The 20,316-nt window shown below is 42.5% G+C and carries 18 protein-coding genes; 3 read left to right on the top strand and 15 right to left on the bottom strand.

Annotated features, from left to right (window positions below; genetic code table 11):
* The first annotated feature begins 81 nt into the window (after positions 1-81).
* Complete coding sequence (locus I2E70_RS09745; RefSeq protein ID WP_195190107.1) at positions 82-1,323, top strand: serine hydrolase; 1,242 nt, start codon at positions 82-84, stop codon at positions 1,321-1,323.
* A 56-nt stretch (positions 1,324-1,379) separates the two neighbouring features.
* Here I2E70_RS09745 and sufB read toward each other — a convergent pair whose 3' ends face one another.
* The 9 genes from sufB to I2E70_RS09700 form a co-directional block, all read right to left on the bottom strand.
* Complete coding sequence (sufB, locus tag I2E70_RS09740) at positions 1,380-2,792, bottom strand: Fe-S cluster assembly protein SufB (RefSeq protein ID WP_003010279.1); 1,413 nt, start codon at positions 2,790-2,792, stop codon at positions 1,380-1,382.
* Positions 2,793-2,824: 32 nt separating this feature from the next.
* Positions 2,825-3,259, bottom strand: a complete 435-nt coding sequence (gene sufU, locus I2E70_RS09735) for a Fe-S cluster assembly sulfur transfer protein SufU (protein ID WP_003010276.1) — start codon at positions 3,257-3,259, stop codon at positions 2,825-2,827.
* Positions 3,246-4,472, bottom strand: a complete 1,227-nt coding sequence (locus I2E70_RS09730) for a cysteine desulfurase (RefSeq protein WP_195424589.1) — start codon at positions 4,470-4,472, stop codon at positions 3,246-3,248. The genes sufU and I2E70_RS09730 overlap by 14 nt, the downstream gene beginning before the upstream one ends.
* Positions 4,473-4,481: 9 nt before the next feature.
* The gene (gene sufD, locus I2E70_RS09725; protein ID WP_195424587.1) at positions 4,482-5,744 is read right to left on the bottom strand and encodes a Fe-S cluster assembly protein SufD; all 1,263 of its coding nucleotides are present in this window, start codon (positions 5,742-5,744) and stop codon (positions 4,482-4,484) included.
* Between the two features lie 66 nt (positions 5,745-5,810).
* A complete protein-coding gene (sufC, locus tag I2E70_RS09720) occupies positions 5,811-6,581 on the bottom strand; it encodes a Fe-S cluster assembly ATPase SufC (protein ID WP_003004238.1) in 771 nt (256 codons plus the stop codon).
* A 134-nt stretch (positions 6,582-6,715) separates the two neighbouring features.
* Entirely contained in the window at positions 6,716-7,873 is a 1,158-nt protein-coding gene (locus I2E70_RS09715; RefSeq protein WP_049475088.1) for a glycosyltransferase family 4 protein, read from the bottom strand.
* Positions 7,870-8,607, bottom strand: coding sequence for an adaptor protein MecA (gene mecA, locus I2E70_RS09710; protein ID WP_195424585.1), 738 nt, complete (start codon positions 8,605-8,607; stop codon positions 7,870-7,872). Before mecA ends, I2E70_RS09715 begins: the two co-directional genes overlap by 4 nt.
* Positions 8,608-8,742: 135 nt before the next feature.
* Positions 8,743-9,579: an undecaprenyl-diphosphate phosphatase gene (locus tag I2E70_RS09705; RefSeq protein WP_013904699.1), complete on the bottom strand. Its 837-nt coding sequence runs from the start codon at positions 9,577-9,579 to the stop codon at positions 8,743-8,745.
* A 108-nt stretch (positions 9,580-9,687) separates the two neighbouring features.
* The gene (locus I2E70_RS09700) at positions 9,688-11,595 is read right to left on the bottom strand and encodes a DUF2207 domain-containing protein (protein WP_023919311.1); all 1,908 of its coding nucleotides are present in this window, start codon (positions 11,593-11,595) and stop codon (positions 9,688-9,690) included.
* 117 nt (positions 11,596-11,712) lie between these two features.
* On the opposite strand from I2E70_RS09700, the gene I2E70_RS09695 reads away from it, so the two are divergent.
* Positions 11,713-13,275 carry an ABC transporter substrate-binding protein/permease gene (locus I2E70_RS09695; protein ID WP_195424583.1) on the top strand — a complete coding sequence of 521 codons (1,563 nt, stop codon included), beginning with the start codon at positions 11,713-11,715 and terminating at the stop codon, positions 13,273-13,275.
* Positions 13,275-14,015 (top strand): amino acid ABC transporter ATP-binding protein, encoded by a 741-nt coding sequence (locus I2E70_RS09690; protein WP_049498720.1) that lies wholly within the window; start codon positions 13,275-13,277, stop codon positions 14,013-14,015. Before I2E70_RS09695 ends, I2E70_RS09690 begins: the two co-directional genes overlap by 1 nt.
* A 120-nt stretch (positions 14,016-14,135) precedes the next feature.
* Here I2E70_RS09690 and I2E70_RS09685 read toward each other — a convergent pair whose 3' ends face one another.
* From I2E70_RS09685 to I2E70_RS09660, 6 genes are all read right to left on the bottom strand, one after another.
* Positions 14,136-14,351: a hypothetical protein gene (locus I2E70_RS09685; RefSeq protein WP_003004771.1), complete on the bottom strand. Its 216-nt coding sequence runs from the start codon at positions 14,349-14,351 to the stop codon at positions 14,136-14,138.
* 108 nt (positions 14,352-14,459) lie between these two features.
* A complete protein-coding gene (locus tag I2E70_RS09680) occupies positions 14,460-15,353 on the bottom strand; it encodes an SPFH domain-containing protein (RefSeq protein ID WP_003010253.1) in 894 nt (297 codons plus the stop codon).
* A gap of 110 nt (positions 15,354-15,463) precedes the next feature.
* Positions 15,464-16,714, bottom strand: a complete 1,251-nt coding sequence (ilvA, locus tag I2E70_RS09675) for a threonine ammonia-lyase IlvA (protein ID WP_195424581.1) — start codon at positions 16,712-16,714, stop codon at positions 15,464-15,466.
* A gap of 76 nt (positions 16,715-16,790) precedes the next feature.
* Positions 16,791-17,813 (bottom strand): ketol-acid reductoisomerase, encoded by a 1,023-nt coding sequence (ilvC, locus tag I2E70_RS09670; protein ID WP_003004157.1) that lies wholly within the window; start codon positions 17,811-17,813, stop codon positions 16,791-16,793.
* A 68-nt stretch (positions 17,814-17,881) separates the two neighbouring features.
* Positions 17,882-18,358 (bottom strand): acetolactate synthase small subunit, encoded by a 477-nt coding sequence (gene ilvN, locus I2E70_RS09665; protein ID WP_003010242.1) that lies wholly within the window; start codon positions 18,356-18,358, stop codon positions 17,882-17,884.
* The gene (locus I2E70_RS09660; protein ID WP_003004603.1) at positions 18,351-20,051 is read right to left on the bottom strand and encodes an acetolactate synthase large subunit; all 1,701 of its coding nucleotides are present in this window, start codon (positions 20,049-20,051) and stop codon (positions 18,351-18,353) included. The genes ilvN and I2E70_RS09660 overlap by 8 nt, the downstream gene beginning before the upstream one ends.
* Positions 20,052-20,316: the final 265 nt, after the last annotated feature.

The following is a 20,316-nucleotide window of genomic DNA, read 5'->3' as shown; positions in this document are numbered from 1 at the left end:
TAGCCTAATTGATGATTTTACAATTTTCCATTAATCATTTGTATGATACAATAGAGAGGACTAAGCAACGAGGAAACAACTGTGAAAAAATTCTTTCTTTCTTTTTTAACCTTCATCCTGCTGTTATGCAGTTTACCTTATCAAGTCGTTCTAGCAGATGAGCTAGATCTTCCTGCTCAAAGTGCTATTGCTGTTGAAGCTGATACAGGTAAAATCTTATATGAAAAGGATTCAGAGAAAAAGCGAGATGTGGGTGGACTATCTACACTCTTGACTACTTATCTGATTTTCGAAGCTATTCATGAAAAAAAACTTTCTCTAAAAGATCCTATCAAACTGTCTGAGAAAGCTATGGCCTTAAATGATATCGAAGGTGCTGGTACTCTTCCTATGGAAGCGAACCAATATACGGTTGAACAGTTATTGACTGCCCTTTTAGTTGGAAATTCTAGTACTGCTGCCTTTGCCTTAGCTGAGAAAGTGGGTGGCTCTGAGAAAAGCTTCGTTGAAAAAATGAAGCAGAAACTTTCTGAATGGGGCATTCAATCTCCTCATTTAATTAATGCTACTGGATTAAATACTCAAACCATCAGCGGAGATCCTGACGGGAAAGAAGACGAAAATCAATTAAGTGCTTATGATATTGCTGTTATTGCCAAGCACTTACTTCAGGATTTTCCTGAAGTGACCAAATATACTTCAAAACCCACTGCTCTTTTTTCAAACACGCAGATTGAAAACCCCAACCTGATGCTAGAAGGCATGCCGAATTACCGTTCTGGAGTTGATGGCCTACGGGTCAGCAACTCTACCAAAGGTGGCATCACCTTTGCTGCATCGACGACGCAAAATGGCATCCATATGATCACAGTTGTCCTAGGAGTTGAGGCAGTTGACGGTGATCCATATGCACGCTTTGTGGCTACTTCTTCTCTGATGAACTACGTGGTACGGACCTTTGTTTCTTCCATTGTCGTCAAAGAAGGAGATCCCTACGGAAAAAGTAAGGCAACTATCATGGATGGGAAGTCAGAGACTGTTTTAGCTGTTGCAAAAAAAGACTTCTATATCGTTGAAAAGCAAGGCAGTCAAGCAGAACCAAAAATTCAATTCAAGAGTGACCAAGAATCATTCCGAGCACCTGTCAAATCAGGCACAAATCTTGGAAAATTACACTACACTGATCCAGATAAAATCGGACGTGGCTACTTAGAAGATCAAGAACCAACAGTCGATATGGTAGCAGGAAGAACCATTGAGAAAAGCTTTTTCTTAAAGGTTTGGTGGAATGAATTTGTTCGTTATGTCAACGAAAAATTATAAGTAAAAAAATCACAATGGAGTCAAATCCATTGTGATTTTTGATTGATGAAAATGAATTATCCTACAGATCCTTCCATTTCGTAGCTAATGAGTCGGTTTAACTCAACGGCGTATTCCATTGGAAGTTCTTTTGTAAAGGGCTCTACAAATCCCATGACAATCATTTCTGTCGCTTCTGATTCAGACAAACCACGACTCATCAAATAATACAGTTGTTCTTCTGAAATTTTTGAAACCTTGGCCTCGTGCTCCAAAGCAACTTGTGAGTTGTGGATTTCATTAAATGGAATCGTGTCTGATGCAGATAAATCATCCATGATAATAGTGTCACACTCAATGTGAGAAACTGATTTCTTAGAGTTCTTGTTGAAAGTCACTTGTCCACGGTAGTCTACCTTTCCGCCACCCTTCGCGATGGATTTGGATACGATAGACGAGCTAGTGTGAGGGGCATTGTGGATCATCTTGGCACCTGTATCTTGGTGTTGACCTGCATTCGCAAAGGCAATGGACAACATGGTCCCACGCGCTCCTTCTCCATCTAGATAAACAGATGGGTACTTCATGGTTGTCTTCGCTCCTAAGTTCCCGTCGATCCACTCAACTGTAGCATCTTTTTGGGCTTTGGCCCGCTTGGTGACCAAGTTATAGACATTGTCAGACCAGTTTTGGATAGTCGTGTAGCGCATATAAGCACCATCCAAGGCAAAGATCTCAACAATCGCTGCATGGAGGCTATTGCTTGAGTAGGTCGGCGCTGTACAGCCTTCTACATAGTGGACACTTGCTCCCTCATCCACAATAATCAAAGTGCGCTCAAACTGACCTGTATTTTCATTGTTGATACGGAAGTAAGTTTGAAGTGGGACGTCTACTTTTACACCTTTTGGTACATAAATGAAGGTTCCACCAGACCAGACTGCTGAGTTGAGGGCAGCCAATTTGTTGTCCGTTGGTGGTACTAACTTCGCAAAATACTGTTTGAAAAGGTCTGGATATTCTTTTAGGGCAGAATCCGTATCGGTAAAGATAATCCCCAACTTTTCAAACTCTTCTTTCATATTGTGGTAAACCACTTCTGATTCATACTGAGCAGAAGCCCCCGCTAAGTAAGCACGTTCCGCTTCAGGAATCCCGATACGCTCAAAGGTTTCCTTGATTTTCTCTGGGACTTCGTCCCATGAACGGGCAGGTTTATCCGAAGGTTTTTGATAATAGATCAAATCATCAAAGTCAATTTCTGATAGATCGGCTCCCCAGGTTTGCATGGGCATCTTTTTGAAGGTTTCAAAAGATTTCAAACGGAATTCAAGCATCCATTCTGGTTCATTTTTTGCTGCAGACAATTCACGAATAACCGCTTCATTCAATCCCTTCCCGGTAGAGAGAATGGGTTGAACGTCATCGTGAAATCCAAATTTATATTCACCGAGATCAATTGGTTTCGGTTCGACTCTTTCTTCAGCCATAATTTCCTTTCTTTCTCTGTTTCTTCTTTTAATTATTTGCTACGTTCGATCGCTTTTTTGAGAGCATTCCAGGAGAGGGTTGCACATTTAATCCGTTGTGGGAATTTTGAGACTCCAGATAAGAAGGCTGCATCTCCCAACTCCTCTTGGCGAGGATCTGATTGGCCTTGGACCATTTCTGAAAAGACCTGTGCCAATTCTTCGACTTCCTCTTTTGTTTTTCCCATTACAGCATCCGTCATCATACTAGCTGAAGCCGTTGAGATCGTACAACCTGAATTCACAAAGGCAATATCTTCCACCCTGTCATTCTCATCAAATTTCACACTCAACTGGATCACATCTCCACAAGTTGGATTGTTGAGTTGGATCTGATCAACATCTTCAATCTGCCCTTGGTGATGGGGGTGTTTTGAATGGTCGGCTACGACCGCCATGTACAGCGAATCTAATTTAGAAAGTGCCATTGAAAAACTCCTTTGCTTTGATCAATGCCTCAATTAATTTATCACAGTCCGCTTTGGTGTTGTAGATATAAAAACTTGCTCTCGTTGTCGCTGGGACTTGTAGGTATTGAAGGAGCGGTTGTGCACAGTGGTGACCTGCACGAACGGCAATTCCTTCATAATCTAATGCTGTTGCTAAGTCATGCGGATGGAGATCTCCTAGATTGAAGGAAATGACTCCAGAACGTTGGGCTAAGTCTTGGGAGCCATAGATGGTCAAGCCTTCGATAGCCTGTAATTTTGGAAACACATAGGCAATCAATTCTTGCTCATGCGCTTCTACCTGGTTCATACCCAGCTCTTCTAAGTAATCGATTGCTGCACCAAGACCAATTGCGCCCGCCATATTAGGTGTTCCAGCTTCAAATTTCCAAGGTAATTCCTTCCAAGAGGCAGATTGCTCGTAAACAAAGTCAATCATTTCGCCCCCAAACTCGATCGGAGACATTTGTTCTAATATTTCTTCCTTTCCATAGAGGACACCAATCCCTGTTGGTGCAGCCATCTTATGGCCAGAAAAAGCAAAGAAATCCGCATCTAAGTCTTGTACATCAATGGCCATATGAGGGGTTGATTGAGCCCCATCTACGACCATGATCGCTCCAACCTCATGAGCTAATCGAGCAATTTCCTTGATCGGATTGACCACCCCTAAGACGTTCGAAGCATGGGTGATGGAGACAAATTTTGTCTTCTCACTAAGCTTGCTCTTTAAGTCCTGCATATCCAGTAAGCCATCTTTTAGATAGACATAGACCAGTTTTGCTCCCGTCTTCTTGCAGGCTTGCTGCCAAGGAATGATGTTGGAGTGATGTTCCATAATGGAAATCAGGACTTCATCCCCTTCCTTTAGGACTTCTTCTGCATAGCGGGCTACCCAGTTGAGTCCAGTCGTTGTCCCTCTTGTAAAGAGCACTTCCTTGGTTGATGAAGCATTGATAAATTTTCTGACTTTCTCACGCGCTGCTTCATAGGCTGCTGTCGCTCGTTCTGCCAAAGTATGGACTCCACGATGGACATTGGCGTTATCTTGCAAATAATAGTGATTAACTGCTTCAAGAACACGTTTAGGTTTTTGCGTCGTCGCTGCATTATCTAGATAAACCAAAGGCTCATCGTGAACTAGTTGATCGAGAATGGGAAAGTCTTGAGCAATCGTATTTTTATCTAGCATTGTTTCTCCTTAGCGTTGAGATAACTTTTCTTCAATGGTGGCAATCATTTCATCACGTACTTCTTTAACTGGGATTTCAACAATCACAGATCCCAAGAAACCACGCACCACTAAGCGTTCTGCTGTGTGTTGATCCAGACCACGACTCATGAGGTAATACATATCTTCTGGGTCCACTTGACCGATCGATGCAGCATGGCCAGCTGTGACATCATTTTCATCAATCAAGAGGATTGGGTTGGCATCTGAACGAGCTTGATCCGATAACATCAAGACACGGCTTTCTTGCTGAGCATCTGCTCCTTTTGCCCCCTTGATAATATGACCAATTCCGTTGAAGGTCAAGGTTCCTTTTTCAAGAATAACCCCGTGTTGCAAGATATTTCCGATCGAGTTGCAACCAAAGTTGGTCACGCGGGTGTCAATTCCTTGAACCTGACGACCGCTTGATAAAGCAACGACTTTCAAATCTGCATGACTTCCGTTTCCAACCAAGTCACTGTCAAAGTCTGCAACCACGTTACCTTCGTTCATAACACCGATAGCCCAATCAATGCTGGCATCCTGACCTAGTTTCCCACGTCGACTGATGTAGGCTGTGACATTTTCACCCAGACGGTCAATCGCCGCAAATTTCACTTGGGCACCTGAGCGGGCGATCACCTCAACCGTCACATTCGCAGTTGCTGTTGCTGAGCCTTCACCTTTTGATTCTAGGCGTTCCAAATAGCTAAACTTGCTGTTTTTGCCTGCGATAATCAAAATGTGCTTATTAAAAGGTACATCACTGTCGCTATCCTGGTAGAAAATACCTTCGATGGGTTCTGAAATTTCGACGTTATCTGGAACATATAGCACAGCCCCACTATTAAAATAAGCCGTGTGGTATGCTGCTAGTTTATCATCGTCGTATTTAACCGAAGACATAAAGTAGTCTTTCACTACCTGAGGAATTTCTTCTAGGGCAGTATGGAAATCTGTAAAAAGAACTCCTTGGTCTGCCAAGGCTTGTGGCACCTGTTCAAATACAGTTTGAGTTCCAACTTGGACCAATTTTAAGTTTGAATCGAGGGCTGTAAAATCGGGAACATTGGCAGAAGCCTCGCTTTCTGTGATCGTCCCATCTCCAAGATTCCAGCGGTGGAATTTGACACGCTCAATGGCTGGCAATTCCAACTGATCGATCTTGTCAAAAGCTTTTTTTCGTAAATCTTGCAGCCAGCTTGGCTCAGCATGCAGTTCCGAAAAGAGGGTAATATTTTCAATACTCATTTTTTTCTCCTAATAAAGATACTATCTGTTTGATTTTATGACAACATTAGATCACTTGTCATCAGGTTATAGTTCTTCTTTATAGTCGTAACCGAGTTCTTCTGCAAGTTGTGCATAGCCTTCACGTTCCAAGCGTGCAGCCAATTCCGGTCCACCTGAAAGCACGACACGGCCTTCCATCATGACATGGACGACATCTGGAGTAATATAGTTCAACAAACGTTGGTAGTGGGTGATGATCATAGCTCCAAAACCTTCACCCCGCATTGCATTAACCCCTTTAGATACGACCTTAAGAGCATCGATATCCAAACCAGAGTCAATTTCATCCAAAAGGGCAAATGTTGGTTCCAACATCAACAATTGAAGGATTTCATTGCGTTTTTTCTCACCACCAGAGAATCCTTCGTTCAAATAGCGTTCTGCCATTTCTTCTTTCATGTTGAGCAATTCCATCTTTTCATCCAATTTTTTGATGAAATCACGAATAGAGATCTTCTCGTCCTCTTCTTTACCAGCATTCATGGCTGCACGTAAAAATTCTGCATTCGTAATCCCTGGGATTTCTGAAGGGTACTGCATAGCAAGGAACAAGCCCATCCGTGCACGTTCGTCTACTTCCAATTCCAAGATGTTGACACCATCAAACAGAATCTCCCCTTTGGTCACTTCATAATTTGGGTTTCCCATAATGGCAGCTGACAAAGTAGATTTCCCTGTTCCATTTGGTCCCATGATGGCTGCGATCTCACCAGTTTTGAGGGTTAGGTTCACACCTTTTAAAATTTCTTTGCCTTCAATTTCAACGTGAAGGTCTTTGATTTCTAATGTCGACATTGCATTCCCTTTCTTTTTACTTTGAAGTATGGAAGGTTCTCAAAGCAAAGATTCCTTCATCACAAAGTATTTTTTTACCTTTCAAGTATATCAAAAAAAAGCCTAAATGGCTTTTCTTTTGATTAGAACTATTCTTATTTAGTTTTTTCTTTTCGTTTTTGACGAACTTCCTCCCGGTAGGAAGAATTCCCTATATAGCGCAGAACATTTAACAAAGGACTGTGATGTGGCCCCAGAACCCCGATCAATTCTGCTAACAGCTCTACTCCAAACAAGAGCCCGATCACAAGTAGGACACCCCCAATGCGACTCGAGATGTTGAGCAAGAGAGAAATCAAGGAGAAGATCATCGAAATTCCATAGATCACAAGTACAGTTCCCCGATGTGTCAAGCCCAGAGAAAGAAGTCGGTGGTGCAAGTGATTGCGATCCGGTTTATAAAATTTTTGACCAGAAAGAGTCCGACGGATAATGGCTAAAAAGGTATCTGTAATCGGCACTCCGAGGATAATCATTGGGGTAACTACTGCAACAGCTGTCGCATTTTTCAAACCTTGCAAGGATAAGACAGAAATCATGAATCCGATAAACAAGGCACCAGTGTCTCCCAGATAGAGAATGGCCGGATGGTAGTTAAAGGGAAAGAAACCTGCGATGGACGCAACCAAGACAAAGATCGTCATGGTCAGAAAGAGATTGGGTACTGGAAGAAAGAAATAGGACACAATCCCCATTGTCACTAGGGAAATAATAGAGACCCCACTCACCAATCCATCTAATCCATCAATCAGATTGACCGCATTGGTAATAGAAACAATCCAAATCACCGTCAAAAGATACGATAGCCATGGTTCAAAATGAAGTAAGGGACCACCGAATGGAATCTTAAAATCATTCAGCCGAAAATCTGTCAAAAACCAGACCAGACTCGCTGCCAGCAGGATGCCGATCATCTTTTTCTTGGCAGACAACTCTTTTACATCATCGATCAATCCTGTGAGCGCGATAATCCATCCTGCGCCCACGACCGGCAAGGTATAGGATAGGTAACTTTTGATTGGTGCGGTGGTGGATGTCAGCATAGGAATAAACACAAGAGTCGCAATTGAAAAAGCAATCACGATAGACAGTCCACCCGCGCTTGGCATAGGCTTGGTATTGATCCGACGCGCATTCGGATAATCTACGGCATCAATCTTAAAGGAGAATAGGCGAACCAAGGGCGTCAATACCAAGGCAATCATAAAAGTTCCAATCAGCACCAGAACAAATTGCAAGGAAAAGGACATCATAAGCTAGCAACTTTCTTCAAATTCTCAATCGCACCAGACACCATTAATAAATGACCATGTTCCTGCAGAACTGCCCGTGTCACTTCTGAATCATCCGCATACTCCCGAATGATAGCAAGTAACCAGGTTGGATATTGATTTGGTTGATCCTCTGTATCGATCAAGACGGTTAAATAATAATCGGATCCCATTTTGTATAATTCAGAGGTATCCACTGGAAAGCTTACCGTTTTTGAAAAGGTAACTGCTTGCTGGATATTTGAAAAACGCAAAATGTAATAAATATACTGACTTACTGGTGCTTCAGATGTCGAATCTTGTTCTTGATTGTCCCGCAACTCTTCTTGTTCCAAATGGTGAATGGCTTCTGCATCCCCTTTTGTCTTATCAGAGATTGTTTTTTCCAAGGTTTTGATAAATTCATCTGGCGTCATGCGCGACAACTCTTCCATATCAGGAAGATCTGACAAATCCTCAAAATCCAATTGTTGGTCAATTTTTGATTTGGTAACAAAAACATCCAATTTATCTGGTTTTGGTGTCACACGGAAACTCAGCATCCCGCTATCCAGGAAGCTTTCAGGCATTTCGAGCTCATCCAAAATAGTGTAGAAAAATTCTTCTGTTTTTTCTTGTGGGACAAGGAAATCAGCAATTTCCATCCCACGTTCTTCTAAGTCTTCTAGTTGGATTGTGATCTTAATTGTTGAATCACTAATTTGCTTCATCTTCATAGCATAACCTCATACTTCTAGTCTTACTATTATACTAAAAAATTGGATAGAATTCAAAAAAAGGATGCATAGAAAAGAGGTCGGGACAAAAGTCTCCAACCTCGAAAAATAATTTGATCAAGTTCAACCGTTCTCTTAGAAAATAACACGGAAGAGTCCATACAATAGCAAGATGGAACCAAGAACAATCCGGTATTTCCCAAAGACGGTGAAATCATGATTTTTCACATAATCTGTCAAGAAGCGGATAGCGTACATGCTGACCACAAAGGCCACTCCCATCGCTACCAGTAGAATAAAGAGTTGCCCCAGTGCTAGTGAATGTCCGCCAAGAGCGAATTTTCCAACCTTTAAGAGGCTAGCGCCAAACATGGCTGGGATCCCTAAATAAAAGGTAAATTCTGTCACCACTGGACGACTAACACCATTGATCAAGCCGCCTACAATCGTAGCACCTGAACGGCTTGTTCCTGGAAATAGCGATAAAACTTGGAAGAGTCCGATATAAAGAGCTGTTCGATAAGGGAGCTTATGCAATTCCGTTACTGCTGGCTCAACCTGTTCTCGTCTTTCCAGATAGATAAAGGCAATCCCGTAGGTGATCAACATAATCGCAACGGAAATCGAATTGTGGAAATGCGCCTCAAACCAATCATCCAATTTAAAAACAAAGACAAGCGGGAGCGTTGCAACCGCAACTTTTGCCCATAATTGCCAGGTTCGACGTACTTCTAGTGGAGATTTCCCCGGTTTGAAGGGATACAATTTATCGAAATAAATCACCACAACCGCTAGGATCGCACCCAATTGGATCACGACATTGAACATCTCCATAAAGGCTGGATCTTGATTTTTAAACTGCACAAAATCCTGTAACAGAATCAAGTGACCTGTACTTGAGATCGGTAACCATTCTGTAATCCCCTCGACAATCCCAAAAAGAACCGCCTTGATTAATTCGATCAGAAACATCTTTTTCTCCTAAACTTACATTTGCTCTATTATATCATAAATCTATGGACTGGACCAGACCTTCTAAACTAGAAGGGAAAGAGCGACCAAGACCATTCTTAGTGCTGCTTAGAAGGCACCAAAGCCTCCTCCGCCTCCTCCGCCAGAGAAACCTCCTCCACTACCAGAGGAAACTGTGAAATGACTAGCTGTCGATGCTGTCGATCCATAAGTAGACATGGCATGACTTGAGTGGGTCACATCATGATAGAACGGAGTATAAACGAAGGCGTTTAAGGCTTGATTTTCTAAATGAATATTCCGAAGCTTCATGACCTTTGTGACCTGATCAGCTACACCATACAAGGCCGCATAGACCAATAAGCGATTCCATAGGACCAGAGACTGCAACTCTGCATCATTGAGGTGGGCAATCTCTTTCAACATCCGACCAAAACTATCCCAGTAATAGCGTTGCTCAGCACCCGCAAGATTGACAACTCCATCTCGTAGGCAGGCTTTAAAGACACCATTGAAGCGCACTGGCATAAACCAAAGTATGAGGATCCCTATCAAACAAGGAACAGAGAACCAACCCATCCCAAAGATGGCAAAGATTTCTGCTCCAAGAGCGATAAACCAAGCAGCCCAACCAAAGAAGAGACTTCGTCTAGCTTGCGCTTCTTCTTTTGCTTCTAAAGGGCGATAGTAGCTTGGCAAATGGAGATCTTCCACCTTGCGATGAACATCTCGGGCCACTTGGTTGACAGCCGTATCAAAGCGGCCCTGAGCCCAACTTCCTAGTGAACGAATGGCATCTTGATCTGCTTTTTTGGCATGTTTGTATACATCATCACTAAATTTATAATTCTCAAAGAGACGGTTAACAGGACAGGAAACTTGATCCCCAAAAGCCATATTCATAAAGGAGCGTTCAAAATCATCCACATGTCCATGAGACTTTCTCGTCAAAACGACTTCATTTCCTTGTTGCTCGTAGACAATCACTCCACGATCCATCAAATCCAGCAAAGTAGCTTGAAGCATTTTTTCAAATGTGAATACTGGAGGAGTTGCCTTCTCTTTATTGGTCGGGGAGGCCTCGTCTAATTCGGCTGAATAAACAACCGAGCTCATAACAAGAGGTGCAATATCCTGTGGAATCTCGTAAAGACGAGTATCAGTCGGATAGGTCACACCAGGCCAAATCATTTTTTTGAACCGATTGCGACCCAAGAGAGAAAGAAGCCAGAGTGCAATAATGAAGGCTGGCAAGATCCAGTTCCAAAACATGCGTGTCCAGTATTTTTCCTGTTCAATTTTAGCTTGGTTCTTGTGAAATTCATCCAATTTGGTTAATCCTGTATTTCGACCAGAATCATACAAAGTAGTTAGATCTGACTTCAACCAGTAACCATACAACTCCACAGCCTTTCCTTTGCCTAGGTTATAGAAAGTGGCAGAATAGATTCCATCTTCTTTCTTTACAGTCACATCCGGTCCCATAAAGGCTGTATGGATATACAGTTCCGATTGGGCATTAGCTGGTGCAAACTTAGGGATGACACGAAACTGAACTTCATCCACCTTCTGATCGCCATCTGTGATCGGTTTCCAGTTCAACTCCAAGATATCCTTGTGTGAATAGAGGAGATTTTTTAATTTCCATGTAACTTTAATTTTGACAGTATCTGTCGCTACACCACTGTTATAAATTTTCACTCGGTAGCCATCACCTAGATTCGTAATCTCGGGTTCTCTTTGAAGATCACGACCTTCCACCTCAACCTTTGGCGGTATCTCAATTGCAAACCCTTGTGGCATGTTGCCCGCAGTTCCTAGGCTAACATACTGCCCTCTATAAGAATCTTTGAAATAATAAACCAGTTCTTCCTCATAGGTGGCGTCGTCCCAGGTGTCCAAGGTCAAAGTTCCACCATAGTAAAGTACATCATAAGATGGGCTAGATGCATGGACATTCTGACTGACAAAAAGGCAGGCCAGAAAGGCGAAAAAAACATACAAATACTTTTTCATTTGATCACGCTCCTTTGTATTATTATAGCATTTTTTAAATAAAAAGAGGACCATGTTTGAAATGCCGCCTATTTTACTGTACAATAGGAGAAGTTAAAATAAGGAAGAGGAGAAAAAATGAAAAAAACATTATTCGCGCTCTTAACAGGGCTTTTCATTTGCCTGGGGATCACACAGGTTGCTCATGCAGATGACTATTTACGAATCGGAATGGAAGCAGCCTACGCTCCTTTCAACTGGACCCAAGAAGATGATGCAAATGGAGCTGTTAAAATTGACGGTACCAATCAATATGCCAATGGGTACGATGTCCAAATCGCCAAAAAAGTTGCTGAGGAGTTAGGTAAAAAACCTCTGATCGTAAAAACATCTTGGAACGGTTTAATTCCAGCCCTCACTTCTGGTAAAATCGATATGATTATCGCTGGGATGAGTCCAACCGCTGAACGTAAAAAAGAGGTCGCCTTCTCCAAGAGCTACTATACCAGTGAACCGGTCATGCTCGTTCGTAAAGATGGAAACTATGCAAATGCTACTACCTTAGATGACTTTAAGGATGCAAAGGTCACCTCTCAACAAGGGGTCTACCTCTATTCTCTCATTTCCCAACTCAAGGGTGCGAAACAAGAAACTGCAATGGGTGATTTTGCCCAGATGCGTCAAGCTTTAGAATCGGGTGTTATTGATGCCTATGTTTCTGAACGTCCCGAAGCCCTAACCGCCGAGTCCGCTAATTCTAAATTTAAGATGATTCAATTCAAAAAAGGATTTGAAGTTGGGGAAGAAGATGCGACTATCGCTATCGGGATGAAGAAGGGTGACACTAGAATTGATCAAGTCAATGCCGCACTAGCTAAGATTTCGTCTGAAGACCAAGTCAAACTCATGGATGATATGATTAAGAAGCAACCAGCTTCCAGTGATGCTAGTGATGATAAGCAGACATTCTTTAGCCAAATGATGAAGATTTTAAAGGATAATGGTCCACAGTTCCTACGGGGAACTGGTATGACCCTCTTAATCTCCATGACAGGGACCATTGCTGGGTTGATTATCGGTTTGTTAATCGGTGTCTTCCGGACAGCTCCAAAGGCTAAAAATAAATTTCTTGCTGGATGCCAAACTGCCTTTGGGTGGTTCCTCAATGTCTACATTGAAATCTTCCGTGGAACTCCGATGATCGTTCAATCCATGGTCATTTTCTACGGTTCCGCCCAAGCCTTCAACATTTCCTTGGATCGTACCTGGGCCGCCATCTTTATCGTATCCATCAATACCGGAGCTTATATGAGTGAGATTGTTCGTGGTGGGATCTTAGCAGTGGATCCAGGTCAGTTTGAAGCAGCGACTGCTCTAGGAATGACCCATGGACAAACCATGCGCAAGGTCGTCCTTCCACAGGTTGTTCGCAATATCTTGCCAGCAACAGGGAATGAATTTGTTATTAACATCAAGGATACATCTGTTTTAAATGTTATCTCTGTAGTTGAACTGTACTTTACAGGAAATACGGTCGCAACTCAAAACTACCAATACTTCCCAACCTTTACGATCATCGCTGTGATTTACTTCGTTCTCACCTTTACTATCACACGAATCCTTCGCTACATCGAACGTCGCTTAGATTCTGATACTTATACTACAGGTGCCAATCAAATGCAAGTCAATGAGGTGAAATAATGTCAGAAAAAATTCTTGAAATTCAACATTTAAAAAAATCTTATGGTCAAAATGAAGTCTTGAAAGATATTTCCCTTACGGTTGAAAAAGGAGAGGTGATCTCCATCATCGGGAGCTCAGGTAGCGGAAAATCAACCTTTCTTCGCTCCATCAATCTTCTAGAGACTCCTACTGCTGGAGAGATTCTCTATCGTGGGCAAAATGTTCTTGACCCTGAATATGATCTTACCCACTACCGCGAGAAATTGGGAATGGTTTTCCAAAGCTTTAATCTTTTTGAAAATTTAAATGTCTTGGAAAATACGATCGTTGCACAAACAACTGTCCTCAAGCGTGATCGTGAAACCGCAGAAAAAGTTGCCAAAGAAAACCTTGAAAAAGTCGGTATGGGATCTCAATATTGGGCTGCCCGTCCGAAACAACTTTCAGGAGGCCAAAAACAACGGGTTGCTATCGCGCGTGCCCTTTCCATGGATCCTGATGCCATCCTCTTTGATGAACCAACTTCCGCCCTGGACCCTGAAATGGTTGGGGAAGTTTTGAAAATCATGCAGGACCTCGCTAAAGAAGGTTTGACCATGATCGTCGTAACCCACGAAATGGAATTTGCCCGCGATGTCTCTAGCCGTGTCATCTTCATGGACAAGGGGGTCATTGCTGAGCAGGGAGATCCAAAAGAAATCTTTAGTAATCCCAAAGAAGAACGGACCAAGGAATTCCTTCAACGCTTCTTACACTAATCTCTTGAAACAGTTTGCTTACCAGTATGGAAGCAAGCTGTTTTTTGTACCTCCTCTTCTTTTAAGGCATAGAAAAAAACCAGAGAGGAAGCCTCTCTGGTTTTTAATTGGAACAACAAATTAATCTTCGAATTTTTGATGATTTTTGTCATAAAAATCAATCAATCCGAGTGCAGTTTCAAACGAGATGTTCTTCACTTTTGCACGTCCTTGAGCCAAGGCAATGATAGACATTTCACGGGCATTTGTTTCTTTACTGATACGATATCCCGTAATTTTCTTATCGCGTACCCATCCAACAACTGATTCTACTTTTTCAAAGTTCGATTTAGCCATGATCTTTCTCCTATATTATTATTTCCAATACTAATATAAATTTTTTTGCACATTTTGTCAACTAAAATCGCTGAAAATACGAACCTTTTTTAAAAAATGATAAAAAGTTTACTTTGCTTTCAGGGCTGATAATATTTGTGTACGAATGTTTTCAACGCCATCAGGGTTTGCTGGTAGGAAAATCGTATTATTCCCTTCTTTATCTGCAAAATTATTTAGGGTATCCAAGTACTGGTTGGTTAAGAGAATTGACATGATTTGTTCTTCGGTCAAGTCTACATTCGCACCTTTTAACTCTTTAATAGAGTCTGCCAATCCATCGACAATGGCCTTCCGTTGCTCGGCAATACCAACCCCGTGCAAACGGTCTTTTTCCGCCTCAGCTTCGGCAGCAGTAACGATCTTGATCTTGTCTGCTTCTGCCAACTCCTGAGCTGCCACGCGTTTTCTTTGCGCTGCATTGATCTCGTTCATGGATTGTTTCACTTCGGCATCTGGCTCAACTTTGGTGATCAAGGTTTTAACAATAATATATCCATAAGTTGACATTTCTTCTGCCACTTGTTTTTGAACTTCAAGAGCGATTTCATCTTTTTTCTCAAATAATTCATCCAAGGTCAACTTAGGCACAGAAGAACGAAGAGCATCTTCAATGTATGATTTAATCTGTGATTCTGGACGCATGAGTTTGTAGTAGGCATCCTTTACGTTGCTTTCGTTCACTCGGTATTGTGTTGCCACATTCATGGTAACGAATACGTTATCCTGAGTTTTTGTTTCAACCACGATCTCGCTCTGCAAGACGCGCAATTGAACTCGCGCTGCAATTTTATCGATACCAAAAGGCGCTCGCATATGAATGCCACTATCGCTAATTTTTTGATAACGTCCGAAACGCTCGATGATGGCAACAGATTGTTGCTTGACCACATATAGTGAGCTGATCACAATGAATCCTGCAACCATTAGCAAGAATAAAATAAAGATAAAAAATCCAGGCATAAAAAGTTCCTCCTTTTAATTTACGCATATCATATCATATGTCTTCATAAAAAAGCAATATATTCCCTAAAAATATATTGCTTAAATAGTCGATTATTTCTGCATGATACTCAGACCAGCATATTATAGAGAGTTTCATTTCCGTTCAAGTTAATGAAAGACGGATCAAAACGCTCAATACGATTGACCAAACCTGCATAGTCATGCTTATTGGCTAAAGTAACCCCAATCAAGACAGGGCCTGTTCCTTTACTAGCACGCTTGATGTATTCAAAACGTGTAATATCATCATTTGGCCCTAAGATATCATTTACAAATTCACGAAGGGCCCCTGGACGTTGTGGGAAATTGACGATAAAGTAGTGTTTGACCCCATCGTAGATCAAAGCCCGTTCTTCCATCTCAGGCATACGGTTGATATCATTATTCCCACCTGAGATAATACAACAAATGGTTTTCCCCTTGATGTATTCGCGCAAGATTTCAAGGGATGCTACACTGGCCGCTCCTGCTGGTTCAGCTACGATCCCTTGTTTGGAATAAAGATCAATCAAAGTCTCTGAAATCAAGCCTTCATCGACCCCAACCAAAGTTTCCACATGTTGACGGGTCACTTCATAAGTCAATTGTCCCACCTTTTGCACAGCAATCCCGTCTGCAAACTTATCGATTTCTGGTAATTTGACGGGACCACCTGCTTCAAAAGCAGCCTTCATGGAGCGCGCTCCTTCAGCCTCTACCCCAATGACCTCAATCCGAGGCTCTGTTTCTTTGATGTAGGTAGAAACACCTGAAATGAGGCCTCCTCCACCAACAGGAACAAGGACAGCATCAAAGGTAATCGATTCTTTTCGAGCTTCCTCAAGAATTTCATAGGCCACTGTTCCTTGGCCAGCCTGTACGTGTGGATCATCAAACGGGTCAATAAAGGTCCGTTTTTCTGCGAGAGTAAATTCTTGGGCCGCCTTAGCTGATGCATCAAAGGTATCCCCCACCAACTTAATCGTTACATAGTCCCCACCAAAGAAGCGGACTTGGCCGATCTTTTGTTGCGGTGTTGTAATCGGCATGAAGATGGTTGCTGGAATCTTCATTTCATTACAAGTATAAGCAACTCCTTGCGCATGGTTTCCCGCAGAAGCACACACCACCCCACGCTCACGCTCTTCTTTAGAGAGTTGAGAAATTGCAAAATACGCTCCACGAATCTTGAACGAACGAACACGTTGGGCGTTTTCTTTTTTCAAATAAATCTTTGCCTCATATTTTTCAGATAAATAGTGGTCGTATTCAAGGGGCGTATTGACAACGACTCCACTTAATATTTTATGGGCCTTAGCCACATCTTTTGCTGTTATCATTTCATACCTCTGTTGCTGTGTATTGATCAAAAAAGCAAGCCAGGGTGTCCCAACTTGCTTAGTCTTCTACAGACAATTAGTTGTAGATTTTGAAGGCGTCATCGTCGTTTTGACCAACGAATGGCATTGCTTTACGCAATTCAGCACCAACTTTTTCAATTTCAAGTTCTTCAGCTTGTTTGCGGAAGGCTTTCAAACGTGGGAAACCAGCATCGTGGTCTTCAACGAATTCACGTGCAAATTTACCTGATTGGATATCAGCAAGGGCAGCTTTCATGTTTTCTTTTACTTCTGGACCGATAACACGTGGACCAGTTACGAAATCACCAAATTCTGCAGTATTTGAACATGATTGACGCATTTTCTTGAAGCCACCTTCGTAGATCAAGTCAACGATCAATTTCATTTCATGAAGGACTTCGAAGTAAGCCAATTCAGGGGCATAACCAGCTTCTGTCAAAACTTCAAATCCAGCTTCGATCAAGCTTGTCAAACCACCCATAAGAACAGCTTGTTCACCAAACAAATCTTCTTCTGTTTCTTCTTTGAAGGTTGTTGAAAGAAGACCAACACGTGCTGAACCAACACCTTTTGCCCAGTCCATTGCGATGTCTTTCGCGTTACCAGTAGCATCTTGGTAAACAGCGTAAAGTGCTGGTACACCAAATCCTTCAGTGTAAGTACGACGTACCAAGTGACCTGGTCCTTTTGGTGCAACCATGAAGACATCTACGTCTTCAGGAGCTTTGATGTAACCAAAGTGGATATTGAAACCATGGGCAAAACCAAGAGCTTTACCAGCGCTCAAGTTTGGAGCGATTTCATCTTTGTAGATATCTTTTTGGATTTCGTCTGGTGCCAAGATCATGATGATATCAGCCAATTTAGTTGCTTCTGCAACTGGGTAAGCTTCAAATCCATCTTCTTTTGCTTTATCGAATGATTTACCAGGACGCACACCGATGATGACATCGTGACCTGAATCACGCAAGTTTTGTGCGTGAGCATGACCTTGTGAACCATAACCGATTACAGCGATTTTTTTACCATCAAGTGCTGGTACTTTAACGTCTTTTTCGTATTCCATTTGAACTGCCATAAGTAAAATCTCTTTTCTATTTTATTATTTGCCTTTTTAAGGCGGGGTTAACAATGTTAAGGTGAGAATTAATCTCGAGTAAATCCGGTTGCACCGGTGCGGGCGATGTTTTTAATCCCATAAGGTCGAATAACACGAATGAGGGCTTCGCTCTTTTCTGCATTTCCCGTCATTTGAACGGTGATAGAGCTTGGGGCTACATCGACCACGGTCGCACGGAAAGGTTGAATAATGGCCAAGATTTCTGCTCGCTTCTCAGCAGGTGCAGAAACTTTCACCAGGATCACTTCGCGCTCCAAGTGTGGTTTATCAGTGATATCCCGGACACGGATCACATCCACTTGGCGGTTGAGCTGTTTGATGATTTGCTCTACTTCATCATGCGAAGCAACATCAATGATAATGGTAATCCGCGATACATTAGGGTTTTCTGTTGCGCCAACAGAGATGCTTTCGATATTGACTTGACGTCTCGACAAGACTCCAGTAAAGCGGTTCAGAACACCTGAGCGGTTTTGAAGTTTGGCTGTTAACATTCTACGCATTAAACTTCACCCCCAACATCTCATGATTACTCTTACCAGCTGGTACCATCGGCAAGACATGCTCTTTCCGAGAAATGTCTACTTCGATGAACATTGGTACATCTTCTGTGATGACTTCCAAATCCTTCTCCAGAGTTTCAGGATTATCAAATTTATAATTCTTGATCCCGTAAGCTTGCGCCATCAATTGGAAATCCGGAAGGCTATCAAAGACTGACTCTGACGTCCGACCATCATAGAAGGCTTCTTGCCATTGACGGACCATCCCAAGCGAGTGGTTGTTGAGCATAACGACCTTGATCGGAACCTTATAAATATTTAAGATCGCCAATTCTTGGTTGGTCATTTGGAAACCACCATCTCCGACAAAGAGAACAACTTCTTTATCTGGATTGGCAATTTTCGCTCCGATAGCTGCAGGAACACCGAATCCCATCGTTCCTAGACCACCAGATGTTACCAATTGGCGCTCATTTTGGTAAGGATAGTATTGAGCTGCCCACATTTGGTGTTGTCCAACGTCTGTGACGACAATAGCGTCCCCCTTGGTCAACTCTCCGATGCGTTCGATCACAGCTTGTGGTTGCACAACCCGTTCTTTCTTGTCGTATGAACGAACCCGGTTCTTATCTTGGGTCACCTTTTCAATCCATTTTTCTGTGTTGTTATGAACCGTTGGCTCTGCTAGCAACTGTTGCAAGGCTTTCTTTGCATCGCCAACAACAGGAATGTCGACAGCAATGATCTTCCCAATCTCTGCAGGATCAATGTCAATATGGGCAACCTTAGCATTTTTAGCGAAAGTCTTTGGATTCCCTGTCAAACGGTCATCAAATCGACAACCAACACTGATCATGAAATCCGTCTCTGTCATAGCAATATTGGCCGCGAAGGATCCGTGCATTCCTCCCATCCCTAGGAAAAGAGGATGACTGGTCGCAATCGTTCCTTGACCTAACAGACTGGTCACTACTGGAATCTGATAGCGCTCTGCTAGAGCAATCAACTCTTTTGCAGCTCCAGCGTAACTCACCCCACCACCAGCAAGAAGAACTGGTTTTTTAGCCTTACTCAATTGCTTCAAAATCTTTTTGATCTGCAATTCATTGGGTTCAATGGTAGGCTGGTAGCTTGGAAGCTTCACACTTGGTTCATAGATAAAATCTGTCTCTAAAGCAGACACATCCTTTGGAAGGTCAATTACCACCGGACCAGGGCGTCCAGTCGTCGCAATATGGACAGCTTCTGTGATAATTCGCGGAATATCTGCCGTCTCACGTACTTGATAGTTGTACTTGGTAATGGGCATGGTAATTCCCACGATATCCGCTTCTTGAAAGGCGTCTTTCCCGATCCCAGCACGATTGACTTGACCAGTGAAGACTAATAGGGGAACGCTATCGCTCATGGCATCTGCAATCCCTGTAATGGCATTGGTAGCCCCCGGTCCACTAGTGACGACTGCGACACCCAGCTTTCCAGTTGATTTAGCGTAGCCTTCAGCCTCATGCAAGCATCCTTGTTCATGACGACCCAAGATATGCTGGATACCCTCAAAGCTATAGATGGCATCGTATAAAGGCAAAACCGCTCCACCAGGATAACCAAAAATCGTGTCAATGCCCAAATCACGCAGGGTTTCAAGAACGAGCTCTGAACCGGTTTTTGCAGTTTCTAAGGTAATTTTCTCCATGTCTCTCCTTTCCAGTACTTTGTATATCAAATTAGCATGCTACTATCATACCATTTTTAGAAAATATTTCAAGGAAAAATAGTAAATTTTCTGAATTTTCTATCCAAATCCGAATAATGAGAGTTTTTCTAAAAAAGAACAATCCAATCAAAAAAGAGGCTGGGACAAAAGTCCTAGCCTCTCAATTGTTTTTGGATTGTCGAGCAAGACGCAGTGGTTGAGTGGGCTCTACTACGCTGATTTCATCAGCTTTTACAGCCCTACT

The sequence above is a fragment of the Streptococcus parasanguinis genome (assembly GCF_015556095.1).
Lineage (GTDB): Bacteria > Bacillota > Bacilli > Lactobacillales > Streptococcaceae > Streptococcus > Streptococcus parasanguinis_Q.
Note: the sequence above shows the minus strand (reverse complement) of the source record. Positions and strands in the feature narration are given on the sequence as shown.

What these genes read in the sequence shown, in the direction of transcription:
- sufD (WP_195424587.1), bottom strand. Translation starts at nt 5,744, where the DNA reads ATGAGTATTGAAAATATTACCCTCTTTTCGGAACTGCATGCTGAGCCA.
- I2E70_RS09660 (WP_003004603.1), bottom strand. Translation starts at nt 20,051, where the DNA reads ATGGAGAAAATTACCTTAGAAACTGCAAAAACCGGTTCAGAGCTCGTT.
- I2E70_RS09685 (WP_003004771.1), bottom strand. Translation starts at nt 14,351, where the DNA reads ATGGCTAAATCGAACTTTGAAAAAGTAGAATCAGTTGTTGGATGGGTA.
- ilvC (WP_003004157.1), bottom strand. Translation starts at nt 17,813, where the DNA reads ATGGCAGTTCAAATGGAATACGAAAAAGACGTTAAAGTACCAGCACTT.
- ilvA (WP_195424581.1), bottom strand. Translation starts at nt 16,714, where the DNA reads ATGATAACAGCAAAAGATGTGGCTAAGGCCCATAAAATATTAAGTGGA.
- sufB (WP_003010279.1), bottom strand. Translation starts at nt 2,792, where the DNA reads ATGGCTGAAGAAAGAGTCGAACCGAAACCAATTGATCTCGGTGAATAT.
- I2E70_RS09715 (WP_049475088.1), bottom strand. Translation starts at nt 7,873, where the DNA reads ATGATGTCCTTTTCCTTGCAATTTGTTCTGGTGCTGATTGGAACTTTT.
- mecA (WP_195424585.1), bottom strand. Translation starts at nt 8,607, where the DNA reads ATGAAGATGAAGCAAATTAGTGATTCAACAATTAAGATCACAATCCAA.
- ilvN (WP_003010242.1), bottom strand. Translation starts at nt 18,358, where the DNA reads ATGCGTAGAATGTTAACAGCCAAACTTCAAAACCGCTCAGGTGTTCTG.
- sufC (WP_003004238.1), bottom strand. Translation starts at nt 6,581, where the DNA reads ATGTCGACATTAGAAATCAAAGACCTTCACGTTGAAATTGAAGGCAAA.
- I2E70_RS09695 (WP_195424583.1), top strand. Translation starts at nt 11,713, where the DNA reads ATGAAAAAAACATTATTCGCGCTCTTAACAGGGCTTTTCATTTGCCTG.
- I2E70_RS09730 (WP_195424589.1), bottom strand. Translation starts at nt 4,472, where the DNA reads ATGCTAGATAAAAATACGATTGCTCAAGACTTTCCCATTCTCGATCAA.
- I2E70_RS09680 (WP_003010253.1), bottom strand. Translation starts at nt 15,353, where the DNA reads ATGCCTGGATTTTTTATCTTTATTTTATTCTTGCTAATGGTTGCAGGA.
- I2E70_RS09690 (WP_049498720.1), top strand. Translation starts at nt 13,275, where the DNA reads ATGTCAGAAAAAATTCTTGAAATTCAACATTTAAAAAAATCTTATGGT.
- I2E70_RS09705 (WP_013904699.1), bottom strand. Translation starts at nt 9,579, where the DNA reads ATGTTTCTGATCGAATTAATCAAGGCGGTTCTTTTTGGGATTGTCGAG.
- sufU (WP_003010276.1), bottom strand. Translation starts at nt 3,259, where the DNA reads ATGGCACTTTCTAAATTAGATTCGCTGTACATGGCGGTCGTAGCCGAC.
- I2E70_RS09700 (WP_023919311.1), bottom strand. Translation starts at nt 11,595, where the DNA reads ATGAAAAAGTATTTGTATGTTTTTTTCGCCTTTCTGGCCTGCCTTTTT.